14 protein-coding genes and 2 pseudogenes are annotated in these 15,562 nt (G+C 57.2%); 9 read left to right on the top strand and 7 right to left on the bottom strand.

What is annotated here, in order from left to right; translation table 11 throughout:
- Positions 1-71: 71 nt before the first annotated feature.
- The gene (locus tag K787_RS0101640; protein WP_022961038.1) at positions 72-953 is read left to right on the top strand and encodes a LysR substrate-binding domain-containing protein; all 882 of its coding nucleotides are present in this window, start codon (positions 72-74) and stop codon (positions 951-953) included.
- A gap of 68 nt (positions 954-1,021) precedes the next feature.
- On the opposite strand, the gene K787_RS0101635 is transcribed toward K787_RS0101640, so the two are convergent.
- Positions 1,022-1,462 carry a DoxX family protein gene (locus tag K787_RS0101635; RefSeq protein WP_022961037.1) on the bottom strand — a complete coding sequence of 147 codons (441 nt, stop codon included), beginning with the start codon at positions 1,460-1,462 and terminating at the stop codon, positions 1,022-1,024.
- A gap of 204 nt (positions 1,463-1,666) precedes the next feature.
- Here K787_RS0101635 and K787_RS0101630 point away from each other — a divergent pair, with 204 nt between their 5' ends.
- Positions 1,667-2,386 (top strand): extensin-like domain-containing protein, encoded by a 720-nt coding sequence (locus tag K787_RS0101630; RefSeq protein WP_052185283.1) that lies wholly within the window; start codon positions 1,667-1,669, stop codon positions 2,384-2,386.
- 32 nt (positions 2,387-2,418) lie between these two features.
- On the opposite strand, the gene K787_RS0101625 is transcribed toward K787_RS0101630, so the two are convergent.
- From K787_RS0101625 to K787_RS25290, 3 genes are all read right to left on the bottom strand, one after another.
- Positions 2,419-3,492 (bottom strand): endonuclease/exonuclease/phosphatase family protein, encoded by a 1,074-nt coding sequence (locus K787_RS0101625; protein WP_022961035.1) that lies wholly within the window; start codon positions 3,490-3,492, stop codon positions 2,419-2,421.
- Between the two features lie 60 nt (positions 3,493-3,552).
- Complete coding sequence (locus K787_RS0101620) at positions 3,553-4,269, bottom strand: YebC/PmpR family DNA-binding transcriptional regulator (protein ID WP_022961034.1); 717 nt, start codon at positions 4,267-4,269, stop codon at positions 3,553-3,555.
- A gap of 180 nt (positions 4,270-4,449) precedes the next feature.
- Positions 4,450-4,593, bottom strand: a complete 144-nt coding sequence (locus K787_RS25290; protein ID WP_022961032.1) for a hypothetical protein — start codon at positions 4,591-4,593, stop codon at positions 4,450-4,452.
- A gap of 229 nt (positions 4,594-4,822) precedes the next feature.
- Here K787_RS25290 and K787_RS0101605 point away from each other — a divergent pair, with 229 nt between their 5' ends.
- The 6 genes from K787_RS0101605 (at position 4,823) to K787_RS0101580 (ending at position 12,569) form a co-directional block, all read left to right on the top strand.
- A complete protein-coding gene (locus tag K787_RS0101605; protein WP_022961031.1) occupies positions 4,823-6,283 on the top strand; it encodes an NAD-dependent succinate-semialdehyde dehydrogenase in 1,461 nt (486 codons plus the stop codon).
- Positions 6,284-6,286: 3 nt separating this feature from the next.
- Positions 6,287-7,432, top strand: a complete 1,146-nt coding sequence (locus tag K787_RS0101600) for an isocitrate/isopropylmalate dehydrogenase family protein (protein ID WP_022961030.1) — start codon at positions 6,287-6,289, stop codon at positions 7,430-7,432.
- Between the two features lie 223 nt (positions 7,433-7,655).
- Entirely contained in the window at positions 7,656-8,912 is a 1,257-nt protein-coding gene (locus tag K787_RS0101595) for an aspartate aminotransferase family protein (RefSeq protein ID WP_022961029.1), read from the top strand.
- Positions 8,909-9,850, top strand: a complete 942-nt coding sequence (locus K787_RS0101590) for a D-2-hydroxyacid dehydrogenase (protein WP_022961028.1) — start codon at positions 8,909-8,911, stop codon at positions 9,848-9,850. Before K787_RS0101595 ends, K787_RS0101590 begins: the two co-directional genes overlap by 4 nt.
- Positions 9,851-9,941: 91 nt before the next feature.
- The gene (locus K787_RS0101585; RefSeq protein ID WP_022961027.1) at positions 9,942-11,351 is read left to right on the top strand and encodes an amidase; all 1,410 of its coding nucleotides are present in this window, start codon (positions 9,942-9,944) and stop codon (positions 11,349-11,351) included.
- A gap of 12 nt (positions 11,352-11,363) precedes the next feature.
- Positions 11,364-12,569, top strand: a complete 1,206-nt coding sequence (locus K787_RS0101580; protein WP_022961026.1) for a pyridoxal phosphate-dependent aminotransferase — start codon at positions 11,364-11,366, stop codon at positions 12,567-12,569.
- A 398-nt stretch (positions 12,570-12,967) separates the two neighbouring features.
- On the opposite strand, the gene K787_RS0101570 is transcribed toward K787_RS0101580, so the two are convergent.
- The 3 genes and pseudogenes from K787_RS0101570 to K787_RS21870 form a co-directional block, all read right to left on the bottom strand.
- A complete protein-coding gene (locus K787_RS0101570) occupies positions 12,968-14,161 on the bottom strand; it encodes a CaiB/BaiF CoA transferase family protein (protein ID WP_022961024.1) in 1,194 nt (397 codons plus the stop codon).
- 112 nt (positions 14,162-14,273) lie between these two features.
- Positions 14,274-14,594 (bottom strand): hypothetical protein, encoded by a 321-nt coding sequence (locus K787_RS0101565; RefSeq protein ID WP_022961023.1) that lies wholly within the window; start codon positions 14,592-14,594, stop codon positions 14,274-14,276.
- A gap of 2 nt (positions 14,595-14,596) precedes the next feature.
- Positions 14,597-15,003 (bottom strand): annotated as a pseudogene (locus K787_RS21870) (termination factor Rho).
- 264 nt (positions 15,004-15,267) lie between these two features.
- Between K787_RS21870 and K787_RS25420 the strand changes: the two are divergent.
- Positions 15,268-15,468, top strand: a pseudogene (locus tag K787_RS25420) (hypothetical protein); the annotation flags it as partial.
- Between the last annotated feature and the right edge of the window lie 94 nt (positions 15,469-15,562).

Raw genomic sequence — 15,562 nt, 5'->3', positions numbered from 1 at the left:
GCGCGGCGCTGTTGTTCAATCCAGCGAATTTAAATAACATGGGCATTCAATTTTATTGAATGCAAAAGCCCATGATTGATTCTGCTAACCCGATCGCGGCGCTGCCGCTGCTTGAGCTGGACGTGTTGCGCAGCTTTATAGCCATTGCCGAAACAGGCAGTTTTACCCGAGCAGCATCCCAGGTTCACCGCACACCTTCAGCCATCAGCATGCAGATCAAGCGTCTGGAGGAAATGCTCGGATACAGCCTGTTGCTTCGGGAACCTAAACGCGCGAGCGTGACGGCCCAAGGAGAGGTGCTGCTGGGCTTCGCGAGGCGAATGCTCGCGCTCAATGAAGAAGCGCTGAGCCGCTTCTACAGTCCTGCGCTGACGGGTTACGTCAGGCTGGGCACCTCTGACGATGTGGGCACACGCATATTGCCAGCGGTGTTGAGCAGCTTTGCCCGTGCTTACCCTGGAGTGCAGATAGATGTGGTGGTAGGGCGCAGTATCGATATGGCCGCTCAGGTAGACAGCGCTGAGCTGGATCTGGCGTTGGTCACTTCTGGCAACCATGCACTGCATGGCGAGGTAGTGTATACCGAGCAATTGGTCTGGGCAGAGTGTGCTGGCGGCCAGGCTTCGACACGCAGACCTTTACCCTTGTCCCTGGCTGGGGCTGGTTGCGTGTGGCGAGAATCCGCTTTGGCTGCCCTTGATCGCGCAGGCATTACCTATCGCATTGCTTATGTCAGCGACCATTGCACGGGCCAGCGAGCAGCCATGCTGGCGGATCTGGCGATCGCGCCTTTCCCTCGAGGATTGGTGCACAAACCTTTGAAAGTGGTGGAAGCTGAAACCGCGCTGCCGGCACTTGGCAGCTACCAGATAATGCTCTTGCAGGGCAGCAACCCTGGGCCGCTGGTTGACGCTTTGCGCAGTTATATAGTGCAGACTTTCGAGACACTTTGAGCCCAGCCAGGTTAGGCCCAGCCGGGATAGGCCCGGCTAGGCTCAGCCCGGCCCCAGGGCCGGGTTTGTCAGCGCAGGCTGATGACGCGGTCCAACGACAGCCGACCCGCGCCGCTAATCAGCAGCGACACCGAAATGGCCAGTAGTGCCAGCGCGAACTCGTAGCCGTTATTGCTCATGAACAGGCCGTTGGCCAGGTGCACGGTAACAATCGCGACCAGCATGGTTACCGCCAGTACTGCAGCGGCAGGCCGCACTAGCAGGCCTAGCAGCAAAGCCAGCCCACCGAGAAACTCGGCACCACCGGCACCCAGTGCCATCAGATAGCCGGGTGCCAGGTCAATCGATGCCATCCACTGGCCTGTGCCTTCCAGGCCATAACCACCAAACCAGCCGAACAGCTTTTGGGCGCCGTGGGCCATAAAAATGATACCGACGGGGATGCGCAGGGCGAGAGTGGCGAAACTGCCGTTGGTTTGAGTAATGCGGGTGATGATGTTGCTGCTCATGGTAAAGCCTCCAAGGTGTGAATCGCGTTGATGTAGCTATAATAGTCCTGATAATTAAATTGAATAGAGCAAAAATGAGCATATTAATATCAGATAAATAGATTGATTATTATTTCGCAATACTTCCCAGGTGTTAGCCTCTGAACCGTCCTTGTCTTCCCGGTTCCAAATAGCATTCGCTATATTCTTCGAGCAGAGGTTTGATTGAATTTTTCCAGAGTACGCTTTTTGAAGTGGGTGTTATTGATCCTGCTGGTCATTGCGGCCGTTGTGCATAAGCCGTGGGACTATCTGCCACCGGAGTGGAGCCCTTGGGCCCCCCTGTCGATTAGCCACGAGATGACTCAGGTCACGCGTTGGAAGGTCGCCCAGCTGCAGGAGTCACCCGATCATTGTTTGGCGGTGTTGGAAGCGGCCCCAGAGGGGTGGGTGGACTATCTTAATCTGGAGGATTACACCCCCGTGCAAGGGTGCCCGCTGACCAACGTGGTGCGGGTAAGGGCCAGCGGGCTTGGCTTCAGCTCTCCCTTTACCGTAACCTGCCCGATGCTGGTGGCTTGGGTGATGTTTGAACGGCAGCAATTACAGCCACTGGCGTTGGCGCATCTGGGTAGCGCAGTGAGCAGAGTTGATCATTTTGGCAGTTTTGCCTGCCGTAACATCTACAGCCGTGAGAATGCTCGCCGTAGCCAGCACGCGTCAGCCAATGCCTTTGATGTAGCTGCCTTCCGATTGGAGGATGGCGAGCAGGTCAGCGTGCTGCGGGACTGGAACAATCCCCAAGCGCCAGCCAAAAGTACGTTCCTTAAAGCCGTACATGATTCGGCCTGCGGCTATTTCGGCACAGTGTTGGGGCCGGATTACAATCAGCCGCACGAAAACCACTTTCACCTCGACGCCAATGGCTTTGGTTTTTGCCGCTAGCAGGGCTTGCGCTATGAGACGTCGCGTCGTTACTAGTCGTTACGCTCTTCGGGGTTGGCCTTGGCTTCCTGAATGGTTTCCCGAGCCTGCTCTTTGTCGCCGGTTTCCGGTGTGGGCTTGTCATTTTGTTCGGCGCGCGAGGGCCGGTAACAGAGCGTGGCAAGAATGGGAAAGTGATCCGAGCCAATATGCTTAAGCCGCTGCATGCGGCCAAGCGTGAAGTGTTCGCTGGTGAAAATATGATCCAGCGGCCAACGCAACAGGCGGTAATCGGCATTGAATGTGCTGTACATGCCGCGCCCGCGCCGCGGGTCAAGCATGCCGCTGACTCTGCAGAACATACGCGTGGTGCGTGACCAGGCAACATCGTTAAGGTCGCCAAATAGCAATGTGGGGCCGTCATTTTCAGCGATCTGCCGGGATACCAGCAGTAGTTCCGCATCGCGCCACAGGCTAGACTCACTTTCATTGGGCGCTGGCGGCCTTGGGTGCACTGCATGGAATCGAATTTTCTGGCCGTGAGCCAATTCGAATAAACCGTGTATCGACGGAATGTCTTCCTGTATCAGGCGGCCTACCTTGATGTCGTGCAATGTCAAACGCGAGTACAGGTGCATGCCGTACAGATTATCTTGCGGAATCTTGACGCTATGCGGCCAGCCATCTGCCAACGCCTCATCGAGCTTTTTTTCCCACCAGTCATCTGACTCCAGGGTGAGTATCACGTCCGGCTGATGTTCTTGGATCTGGCTGATCAGGGCCTCTGATTGGTGGTTGGGTGTCAGTACATTGGAGATCAGCAGGGTAATGCACTGATCCCCGTCCCCCTGTTCAGCTTTTTGCATTTGCACTGGATATAGCGGGGTCCAGGGCAGGATGTGCCAGCCCTGCACAACGACCACAATCAGGCAGATGACCAGCGTGGTCCCCTGCCAGGCAGGGTCACTGAAAAAGCTGAGCAGTGCGCAGATAAAGGCCAGGCTTAGGATCTGTACTCGAGGAAACTCGCAGGCTCTCAACCACCAGTCGTGCAAAGGTACTTTGCTCAGTACCGTTGCAGCCAGCAGCAGCGAGCCAAGCCCAAGCAGAATCCAGCTAAAAATCATGCCTTTCCCTCTAGGCCGCCAAATCTAAGCCTCCCATTCCGGAAGCTTGAAGCTTTGGTGTTACAGCTCGGCGTTGTGGTAAATATTCTGCACGTCGTCCAGCTCGTTGAGCATGTCGACAAACTTCTCGAATAGGGCAACGTCATCGCCCTCGATCGGCGTGCTGGTTTGCGGCAAAAACTGAATTTCATCGACGCTAAAGTCGATGTCGCCAAAACTGTCGGTCAGAGCTTGCTTGGCTTTGAAGTATTCATTGTTGGGCGTAAATACGGTGATCTGGCCGTCTTCATTCTCGATATCGGTCACGTCCACATCGGCCATCATCAAGGCCTCAAGCACGGCTTCTTCATCGTCGGCCTTGAAGGCCAGAATCGCACAATGGTCAAACATGTGGCTAACACTGCCGGGCGTGCCCATCTTGCATTTGGTTTTGGTAAAGCAATTGCGCACGTCAGAGCTGGTGCGATTCGGGTTGTCGGTCAGGCAGTCGACGATAACGATACAGTTGCCGGGGCCGAAGCCTTCGTAGCGGGCGACTGAGAAGTCTTCGCCACCGCCGCCCTTGGCTTTTTCGATAGCCTTGTCGATCACATGGCCCGGTACTTGGTCCTTCTTGGCCCGTTCAATCAGGCCTCGCAACGCCAGATTGCCAGAGGGGTCAACGCCACCGGACTTGGCGGTGACGAAGATTTCTCGGGCATATTTGCTATATATCTTGGTTTTTGCGTCAGCCGTTTTGGCCATTGATTCTTTGCGGTTTTGATACGCGCGACCCATGTTGCTGTCCCATTTATTGTCAAAGGATGGTTGTCGTAAAGGGCCGATTTTACCCACAGATACGAGGCAGAGCCACGTTCTATTTCTTCGCCTTGGCCTTCTCAGCCTTGGCGGCACGCTTTTCCAGCAGACTGAGTGCCGGTTTTTTCTTCGCGGCTTTCTTGCTATCCATTCCCTTGCTCATGATGTGGTTTCCTGATCGGACGGTGGGGTGGGCTCGTTGGTATCTTTACGGGCCAGTTTTTCCTGACGCTTTTCTTCCTGCTGCTTGCTTTTCTTCAGCTCGCGCTGGCGTTTCTCGAAGGTGTAATTGGGTTTGGCCATAAAGGCTCCTGTGTGAGGCAGGGGAGGGGGTGATTGTGCGAACCAGAGTGCAAACTGGTATGTCAGTTAGTGTAGTGGAATTACGAACTCAGCAGTGAAAACCGGGTCAGTTTTTCTGTGATACCTGTAATCAAAGGCGTCTTTTTCAGTCTGGTTTGCATCGGGCGCTAAAGGCGCCTACCTTGAAAATGGCGGGAATTTCCGGTCATGCAAACGAATAGGAGGACGAATGTCCCTGTCTCGATTGAAAACCACACGTCTGTTTCGGCAGCAATGTTATGTCAACGGTCAGTGGCTGGACGCAAGTAACGGTAACACCGTGGACGTAGACAACCCTGCAGACGGGACAGTATTTGGCACTGTGCCCTCCCTGAGTGAGAAGGAAGTCCTCAGCGCAATAGATGCCGCTGAGCAAGGCTTCCAACTGTGGCGCAAAAAGACCGCGCAGGAGCGGGCCGATCTGTTGATGCGCTGGTATGAGCTGATGCTTGAGCACAAGGAAGATATCGCCACCCTGATGACGTTGGAGCAGGGCAAGCCGTTAGTGGAGTCCCGTGGCGAAGTTGATTATGCCGCTTCGTTCATTCGCTGGTTCGCTGAAGAAGCGCGCCGGGTGTACGGCGAAACCATTCCGGGCGCCAAGCCGGGGCAGCATATCGTGGTGACGCGGCAGCCGATTGGGGTGACCGTCGCGATTACCCCCTGGAATTTCCCTGCAGCGATGATTACCCGCAAGGCCGGCGCGGCGCTGGCAGCCGGCTGTTCGATGATCGTCAAGCCGGCCAATGCGACCCCCTTCACCGCCCTGGCGCTGGCCGAACTGGCAGACGAGGCGGGTATTCCGGCAGGCGTGTTCAACGTGGTTACCGGCAAATCAAGCATGATTGGCGAGACCCTGACCGGCAGCGCGGTGGTGCGCAAGCTGAGTTTCACCGGCTCGACCGAGGTCGGTAGCAAGCTGATGGCCCAATGCGCCGAGCATATTCAAAAAGTATCCCTGGAGCTGGGCGGCAATGCGCCCTTTATCGTGTTTGATGATGCCGACGTAGAGCGCGCGGTCGAAGGCGCAATGATTTGCAAGTTTCGTAATACCGGTCAGACCTGTGTTTGCGCCAACCGCTTTTTGGTCCAATCCGGCATCCATGACGCATTCATTTCACGCTTGGCCGAAGCGATGGCCAAGCTCAAGGTTGGCGATGGTTTTGATGACGGTGTGACCCAATCGGCGCTGATCAATCGCTCTGCGGTAGAGAAGGTCAAGCGTCACTATGACGATGCCATCGACAAGGGCGCGCGCCACGTGGCCGGTCCGGCGCCAGATGGCAAGCAGGGGAACTATGTGACGCCGGTGCTGATTACCGATGTCACTGTGGATATGGAAGTATGTGCGGATGAAACCTTTGGGCCCTTGGCCGCTGTGATCAAGTTCGACACTGAAGAGCAGGCCTTGAAGATCGCCAACGATACGCCCTACGGTCTGGCAGCGTATTTCTACAGCCGCGATATTCACCGGGTATGGCGTGTCGCCGACGCATTGGAAGCGGGCATCATCGGGGTGAATGAAGGCGCGGTGTCCAATCCCACTGCGCCCTTTGGCGGGGTGAAGGCCTCCGGTTTGGGGCGGGAAGGTTCGCGTCATGGTCTGGACGAATATACCGAGTTGAAGTACCTGTGCATGGGAGCGGAATAACCCATGGCTGAGCCTAACAAGCAGGCGAGAATAGCGCTGATGCCGGGTGACGGCATTGGGCGTGAAGTCATGGCAGAGGCTGAGCAGGTGCTGAGTTTCCTCCGTGAACAGGATGATCTGCCACTGAGCTGGGAAGTGCTGGACTGGCCCAGCACGGCCTGGCACCAGCAGCACGGGCAGATGATGCCCGAGGACGCGATGGATCAAGTGCGCCAGTACGATGCCCTGCTGCTAGGCGCTTTGGGTGACCCCGGCCCGCTGAGTGATTCTGAACGCTACTGTTTGCCCGATGGGATCTCGTTGGCGCCGCTGCTGAGTTTTCGTAAGGGTCTGGATTTGTGGGCCTGCGAGCGACCAGCGCGTTTATTGCCGGGCGCGCCACGCTACCTGGCCGACCCGCGCGCCGAACAGGTCGACATGCTGGTGATCCGCGAGAACAGTGAAGGGGAATACGTCAATCAGGGTGGTCGCCTGGGTCAGGGAACGCCCCATGAAGTGGCAACCCAGCTGGAAGTCTTTACCCGGCGAGGCACCGAACGGCTGATTCGCCATGCCTTTCGTGCTGCGCGGCTGCGGCTTGAAGAGCATGGCTCCAAGCGCTCATTTTATTGCTCAGAGAAAGGTCAGGCACCGGCACAGGTGTGCCTGATCACCAAACGTAATGCCCAGCCGGCCTGGGGCGAGCTCTACACCGAAGTCTTCGCTGAGGTCGCCAGGGAGTTCCCGGAGATCGGCGTCAGTCACCAGTTGGTAGATGCCGCCTGCATGAAGTTCGTGCAATGCCCGTGGGAGTTCGATGTGGTGGTGGCGAGCAACTTGCATGGCGATATTCTGACTGATCTGGCTGCGGTGTTGTCGGGTGGCTTGGGTCTGGCGCCCTCGTGCAATATCAATCCTGACAGTCGTGAGTCGCCAGCCTTGTTCGAGCCAACGCATGGCAGTGCACCGGATATCGCTGGCCAAGGTACGGCTAACCCGGCGGCGATGCTATTGACCACGGCAATGATGCTGAGCTACCTGGGTCATTCGCCTTCCGCCGAGCGTCTGCGTAACGCGGTCGCTGCCGATTTGCTGGCAAGTGAAGGGCAGGTGCGAAGTTGCCGAGCGGTAACAGCGGGCATAGTGAAGCAGTTGCAGGAACAGGCATGATCCTGCGTAGCGGTTTGATTGAATGATGTCGATCTCGTAACGGCTATTTGGCCGCTACGCTGGCGTTGTTTACAGGTCCTGTGGACTAACGTTGCATGTTCGGGCGCGCCGGCCGATTGTTAGGCTGGCGCAGCTGGAATATCCCTTAAGCGCGTTGGAGCTTGCCTCCAACCGAGTCACCTGCGGGACGCAGAGCCCGCCCAACAGTATGGGAGTCGCTTGTATGAGCCACCATCTATCTCCGCTATTGAAGCAAGCCAGTCATGTTTGTGTGGATCATGGCAAAGGCAGTTGGCTGTTCGATGTTGAGGGCAAGGCCTATCTGGACTTTACCTCAGGCATCGGCGTGACCAGCACCGGCCACTGCCACCCGCATGTGGTCGCGGCGGCGCAGGAGCAGGCGGGCAAAGTGATTCATGCCCAGTACACCACCGTCAGCCATGAGCCAATGCTGCAGCTCAGCGATCGGCTAGCGGGGCGGATGCCCGAGGGTATCGATTCGGTGGCATTCAGCAACTCTGGATCCGAGGCGGTCGAGACCGCCATGCGCCTGGCCCGGCATGCCACCAAGCGGGCCAATATCATCGTCTTCAACGGTGGCTTTCATGGTCGGACCCTAGGCGCGGCTTCGCTGACGACCTCGGGCACCAAGGTGCGCACCGGCTTTCATCCACTGATGGCTGGCGTCGTGGTCGCACCTTTCCCGCATGCCTGGCGTTATGGCTGGAGCGAAGAACAAACTACCGAGTTCTGCCTCAATGAACTCGACCATATTCTCAAGACCCAATCCGCGCCCAGTGATACCGCTGCACTGTTGATCGAACCGGTGCAGGGCGAGTATGGCTACTATCCGGCCAATGCGGCGTTCATGCGCGGGCTGGCCGAGCGTTGCCAGCAGCACGGCATCCTGCTGATTGCCGATGAAGTGCAGGCCGGCTACGGACGCACCGGCAAGTTCTGGAGTCTGGATCACTTTGGTGTGCTCCCGGATATTGTGGTGACCGCCAAGGGTCTGGCCAGCGGCTTTCCCTTGTCGGCCATCGGCGCATCGGCTGAATTGATGGCCAAGGGCATGCCCGGTTCCCAAGGTGGGACCTACGGAGCCAATGCCGTGGCCTGCGCTGCAGCGCTGGCCACCCTGGATGTGATCGAGCAGGAACAGCTGGTGGAGAACGCTGCCGCCCGTGGTCAGCAGATGCTCGGGCAGCTTCAGTCCCTGCAGAGTGATTACTCCTGGATTGCCGATATTCGCGGCATGGGTCTGATGCTCGGTATGGAAATCGCCGAATCACCCACCCGACCACTGCCGGACATAGCGGCGAGTATCACCGCTGCCTGTGAAGCTGAGGGCCTATTGTTGCTGCGCTGCGGTATCGATGGCCAAACGGTGCGCTTCCTCCCGCCGCTAGTGGTCAGCGAAGCTGAGATCAACGATGCTATGGCTCGCCTAAGCCGAGCGTTACAGAGGGTAGCGGTATGACCCGGCTATTGGTGCTGGTGGCGCCTGGCGAGACCGAGCTGCCAGGCCTGGATGGGCTGCCTGAAGATGTCGTGGTGCAGACGGTCAGCGCCGAGGCGGATCTGCGCGAAGCATTGCCGCACGCCGATGTGTTGGTGGTGACCGACTTTCGAACCGGGCTGCTGGAGCGCTGCTGGCCGGCCGAGCCCAAGTTGAAATGGGTGCATGCGACCAGCGCTGGCGTGGATGCGTTGCTGTTTCCGGCGCTGGCCGAGAGCGCTATTGCGATCACCAATGCCAAGGGCATTTTCGACCGCGGCATCGCCGAGTACGTGCTCGGCGCGGTATTGCTGTTTGCCAAGGACAGCCTAGGCAACTTGGCCCTGCAGCGTCAGCATCGCTGGCAGCACCGGGATACTGAAATGATCAGTCAGCGCCGCGCGCTGATAGTCGGCGCCGGATCAATTGGCGGTGAAGTGGCTTGTCTGCTCAAGGCCGTAGGTATGCAGGTGACCGGCATTGCCCGGCGCGCCCGCGAGGACATTCGTTTTGATGCGGTGCTGGGCAATGACTGCCTTTACGAGTGCCTGGGTGTAGCGGACTACGTGGTGATTACCGCGCCGCTGACCGAGGACACTCAGGGCCTGTTCGATCAGCGCGCCTTTGCCGCGATGAAAGCGGGCGCGCGGCTGATCAATGTTGGCCGGGGGCCCATCGTCAAGACCGATGCATTGTTGGCGGCGCTACAAAGCGGGCATCTGGCTGGTGCTGCGCTGGATGTGTTCGAGCAGGAGCCACTGCCTGAAGGTCATCCTTTATGGGATCAAGCCAACGTGATGATCTCCGCGCATATGGCGGGAGATTTCATTGGTTGGCAAACCGCGCTCGGTGAGCAGTTTGTCGCCAACTTTCAGGGCTGGCAACAAGGCCAGGCTCTGTTCAACCAGGTGAAGAAGTAATCTTCCTCACCGCGCCACTAACGGGCCGTTGTAGCGGCCTGCACGATTGCCGAGCCTGCGCTCGGCATCAATAGCAAGACAGGAGAAAGCCATGTCCCAAGACATCCTCAAGATGACCGCTGTTGAACTGCTCGAGCATTATCGTGACAAGCGTCTGTCGCCGGTGGAGGTAGCCAGTGCCATGCTCGACCAGATCGAGCGCCTGGACAGCCACACCAATGGCTTCTGTCTGGTCGATCGTGACACCACGCTGGGATTTGCAGCCGAATCTGAGCAACGCTATCAGCGCGGCGAGGCCCACGGGCGGGTCGATGGTGTACCGGTGGCGGTCAAGGATGTTTTTCTCACGCCCATGTGGCCGACACTACGCGGCTCGCATACAGTCGACCCGGCCAGCACATTGAATAAATCGGCGCCGGCCACGGCTGCGCTGGCACGTCACGGTTATGTGCCCATCGGCAAGACCACCACCCCCGAGCTGGGCTGGAAGGGCGTGACCGATAACCCGGTGAATGGCGTAACCAATAATCCCTGGAATCCAGATAAGACTGCCGGTGGCTCCAGTGGCGGCAGCGGGGTGGCGGTGGCGCTGGGCATGGCTCCGCTGGCGCTGGGCACCGACGCCGGCGGTTCGATTCGCATTCCCGCTGCTTTCTGCGGCATCGTCGGGCTCAAGCCGTCCTTTGGTGAAATTCCCCATTGGCCCGCCAGCCCCTTTGGCACGCTTGCCCACGCCGGTCCTATGACCTGGACGGTGGAAGACGCGGCGCTGATGATGAACGTGCTGACCGAAGCCGATCATCGCGACACCAATGCTGTGCCCCGGCGCGGCATTGATTATCTGGCGGATCTGAAAAAGGGCGTCAAGGGACTGAAAATCGCCTACAGCCCAAATTTGGGCTATGTCGATGTCAATCCGGAAGTGGACGCGGCGGTGGCGGAGGCGGCAAGAGTATTTGAAAGTCTGGGTGCAGAAGTAGTGCGCGTGGACCCCGGGTTCAGCGATCCCCTGGCCGCTTTTGGCCACCTGTTCTATGGCGGGGCGGCGAATGCCATGCGCGATCTGGGCGCGAAAAAGCGCGCGATGATGGACCCTGAGCTGGTCAAGGTCTCGGAGAAAGCTGCGCGCCTGAGCATGCTTGAGTATATGGGCGCTGTGAATGAATCCACGGCCTTGCGCGAGCGCATGGCCAACTTCCACCAGAAATACGATCTGCTGCTGACGCCAAGCATCCCGATCACCGCGTTCAAGACCGGACGCGAGGTGCCCGAAGACTGGCCCAGCACGCGCTGGCCGACCTGGACGCCCTTTACCTACCCCTTCAATATGACCGGCCAGCCTGGTCTCTCGGTACCCTGCGGCTTTGACCAGGCCGGCCTGCCCATCAGCCTGCAACTGGTTGGCGCGCGCTTCAATGATGCGCTGGTGCTGCAGGCTGGATACGCCTACCAGCAGGCCGCCCCGCTAACAGACCGTCGCCCACCGTTGTTTACATCCTGAGGAGGGTGCCTTATGTCACTGAGCAGTCTGGATATCGATCTTTACGAATCAGAAGACCCGATCTGGAACCCGGCAATGATGGCTATACCGGTGCCAGGCATCCGCAAGATGGTCAATATGGCGGCGAGCATGGAGGATGTGATTCACCTGTCCATCGGCCAGCCGGATCTGCCAGCGCCGGAGAATGTGGTGAACGCTACCATCGAAGCGCTGCGCGCTGGCCAAACCGGTTACACCATGGATGCCGGCTTGCCTGAGCTGTTGGAATCCTTGGCGGTGTATTACAGCAGTCGCTCCCAGCGCAAGCTGACCGCTGACAACATCATGATTACTACCGGTGCGACCGAAGCGATTTACTTGGCGCTGACCGCGGTGTCTGCCCCGGGGCGGCATTTTATTGTACCGGATCCGGCCTTTATGCTATATGCGCCGATGATCCGCATGAACGGCGGCGAGATCACCGAAATCACCACCCGCGCGGAGAAAAACCACCAGCTCGATCCACAGGAAGTGATCGATGCGATCCAGCCCAATACCCATGCGATTGTACTCAACTCGCCAAGTAATCCGACCGGCACCGTCTATCCCAAGGAAACGCTTGAGGCGATCCTGCAGGAGGCTGCCTATCGCGGCATTCAGGTGATCAGTGACGAGGTTTATGATCATCTTATTTACGATGGCAAGGAGTATCCCTCTGCGCTGTCGTGCAGCACTGACCTGGACAACCTTATGGTGGTCAGCAGCTTTTCCAAGACCTACAGCATGGCGGGCATGCGCATTGGTTGGATTATCGCCAGTCAGGGCGCAATCAAGCGGTTGCGGCGTTACCACATGTTCACCACCACGGTGGCCAATACGCCGTGCCAGTGGGCAGGCGTGGCCGCATTGCACGGCAGCAACGATTTTATTCAGAATATGCTGGTGGAGTACACCAAACGCCGGGACCGGTTGGTGGAACTGGTCGAGCAAACACCGCATTTAACAGGTTATAAACCGGAAGGGGCGTTCTATCTGTTCCCCGCTCTGCCGGAAGGGGTCAATGGCACTAATGTGGCGTTGCGCCTGCTCAAGGAAACCGGTGTATGCACCATTCCGGGTGAGACTTTCGGCAATAGTTGCAGTAACGCTATCCGCCTCAGCTATTCCACCTCACTGGGGAATATCGAAAGGGCGTTCGAGCGGATTATTCCCTGGATGGAGAAACAGGACTTTGGATGATGGCCGGCCTATATACTTTTTTGTGCGGGTTTTTTGATAAATCCGCACAAAAAATCTAATCTTTTGCTCAAAGGGTTGTCCTATGTTTGAGGCCGCAATTTGTAACAGGAGTGCGGTTATTTTATCTATAGGAGAAAACTTGATGAACAATATCGTTTATATCGTTGGTGCCGTCGTTATCGTGCTGGCCATACTATCGTTTATCGGCTTTCGTTGAGCCATTGTCGCGGCGGGCATTGCCCGCCTGACGACAGGTAAGACAGGCGGTACGTCGTGGTTTCGCGGCGTTACCTGCTTGCTCTGTGTACTTGTTCTGCATAATAGTTTGCTCTGTATGGTTGTCGGCTTTCCTTCTGGCAACTCCTATCAATAGTGCCTGCATTAGCCTGCTCATTCTTCTAGATAACACCCTCTGTTCTTAGGCGTTCTAGATCGTGCGCGTTGTAGCCCAGTTGCGTCAGCAGTTCATCGGTATGTTCCCCTAACGCAGGTCCGGTCCACTCGCTTGAACCGGGTGACGCGGATAGTTTAGGTACAATACCGGGCATCTTGAAATCTTTGCCATCGGGCAACTGCCCAGTGATAAGCATATCCCGTGCAAGAAATTGCGGATCACTGAACATATCGGCGACCGAATAGATTCGGCTGGCAGGAACCTCTGCCTGGCTCAGCGTGGCGAGCACCTGTTCCTGGGCTAACGATCCGGTCCAGGCATCGATCAACGCGTATATTTCATCCCGCCGGGCATCCCTCCCGGCGTTATCGGCCAGTTGCGGATCTATGGCCATCTGTTCATGGCCCATGGCGCGCATTAGCCGCTGAAAGATAGCGTCACCGTTGGCGCCAATTTGCACCGCCTTACCGTCAGCGCAAGTGTGGATGGAGGAGGGTGTTATGCCCGGCATGATATTGCCACTGCGTTCGCGGACGAAGCCCATGACATCGAACTCCGGCACCATGCTCTCCATCATCGCGAAGACTGCCTCATAGAGGGCCACGTCCACAACTTGCCCCTGGCCATTGCCAACTTCCCGGTGCCGCAATGCCATCAAGGCGCCAATAACTCCCCACAAAGCAGCGATGGAGTCTCCAATGGAAATACCCGTACGCACCGGTGGACGGTCTTCGAAGCCGGTGATATAGCGTAACCCGCCCACAGATTCGCCTACTGCGCCAAAGCCAGGCCGGTTTTTCAGCGGTCCGGTCTGGCCGAAGCCGGACAATCGCACCATGATCAATTTCGGATTGAGCTCGTGCAGACAGTCCCAACCAAGCCCGAGTTTTTCCAGGGTGCCGGGTCGAAAATTTTCGATCAGGATGTCAGCGTCGGCCAGCAGCTCTTTGAGAATATGCAGGCCGTCGGGATGCTTGAGATTAAGCGTGAGCGAGCGCTTATTGCGGGCCTGAACAAACCACCAGAGGGAAGTACCCTCATAGAGCTTGCGCCATTTCCGCAGAGGATCGCCGCCATCGGGGGACTCGATCTTGATAACCTCGGCGCCAAACTCGGCGCAGATACGCGCGGCGAATGGGCCAGCAATCAGCGTACCGAGCTCGACAACTTTAAGACCAGCGAGGGGCTTGGCGCTCATGGGTGCTCCATCAGGTAAATGGTGCACTCAGTTTATTCCATAGCCTCTGCCGTCCGTTAGTACTGTGGTTGCTAGCGGACGGCAGAGACCTGCTGCTCTTGCTATTCAGTGCTTATTCGGCGTAGTCCTTGGCCGGCCGGGGTTCGCCCAGAATTGCCGAGTTTTCCGGTACTGCAGTGTGAGCCGCTGAAGGTGCCGCGCGCTGCGTCAGCACGGGTGGCTCGTTGATGCGTTGTGCATCTTTATACGCACGATAGGCCTTGGCACCGCGATAGATCGCCGCAGCGCCCAGCGCAAGGCTGACTACGCCGATAATGCCGGGCCGGGTAATGCCCTTGCGCAGCAGCAGCAGCAGGCCGCCACCCAATGACATGAACTGGTCACGGGTGGTCAAGTTTTGGTTTTTCGATACATTCATTAGATCTTTCAACATGATTACTTCCCCTCGGTTGTAATGGGTTTTAAGAGGCCTTTTTCAAATTTCAAAGCCTGGATTAACTCCTGCTTGCGCATGGTTGAACGCCCGGGAATATTGCGTGAACGGCTTTTTTCATCAGCTCGTCTTTGGTGTCGCGCTCTAATGAGTCGGCTCGCGGCACATCTTGCCTGCTCGCAGCAGCGCGCTTGGCTGAGCTGCTGCGTGATTGCGCGTTGGCCTGCTCCGATTTTTTCTGGCCGGAACCACCTGAGCGATTGCCGCCGCCGGATTGCTTGTTCACCGTAGCCCAGGCGCGTGCTTCGGCTTCGCTTTGGGGGATTCCTTTGCGCTCGTAACTTCGCTCAATGCTTTCGGCTTTGTCTTTTTGCTTCTCGGTATATTTTGCTTTGCTTCCACGTGGCATGAGGCATCTACCTGTCGTTGTCAGCATGTCGTTTCGCATATTGTTTCTACTTGAGACTGGCTTCTATCTATGACTGGCGCTGAGGCTCCTGGTTCAGCTTTATTTGGATGCTCTGCTCATCCAACTGGACTGCCCACGGTGTCCCTTATAGTTGCGCGTAGCGATAGCGACAAATATGAGAGCCTCTGCTCTCGGCATGGCTCTCATATTTGCGCCCCTAGAGGAGATAGAAAAATGTCCAGCAAGCAGAAGCAGAGCGGATGAGCGGATACCGGCGCGCCAGATCGCCAGAACAGTAGCGGAGAGATCGAGTCGCTTGAGGCTGCCTGTGAGGAAGCGACCGGTGAGGCACTGACGACCAATACAGGCACCCGCATTGCGGATAATCAGAACACCTAGAAAGTCGGCGAGCGTGGCACACCGTTATTGGAAGATTCCATCATGCGCGAAAAAATCACGCATTTTCAAGATCCGCCTTCCACCCATTGCTCAATAGATCAATGGGTTTTTTTGTTTGGCATTGACCTGTAAGTAAAACCTTTTATGCTCCCGTGGATCG

This window comes from Halopseudomonas pelagia CL-AP6 (assembly GCF_000410875.1).
GTDB lineage: Bacteria > Pseudomonadota > Gammaproteobacteria > Pseudomonadales > Pseudomonadaceae > Halopseudomonas > Halopseudomonas pelagia.
This window is presented reverse-complemented; position numbering and strand designations above follow the sequence as displayed.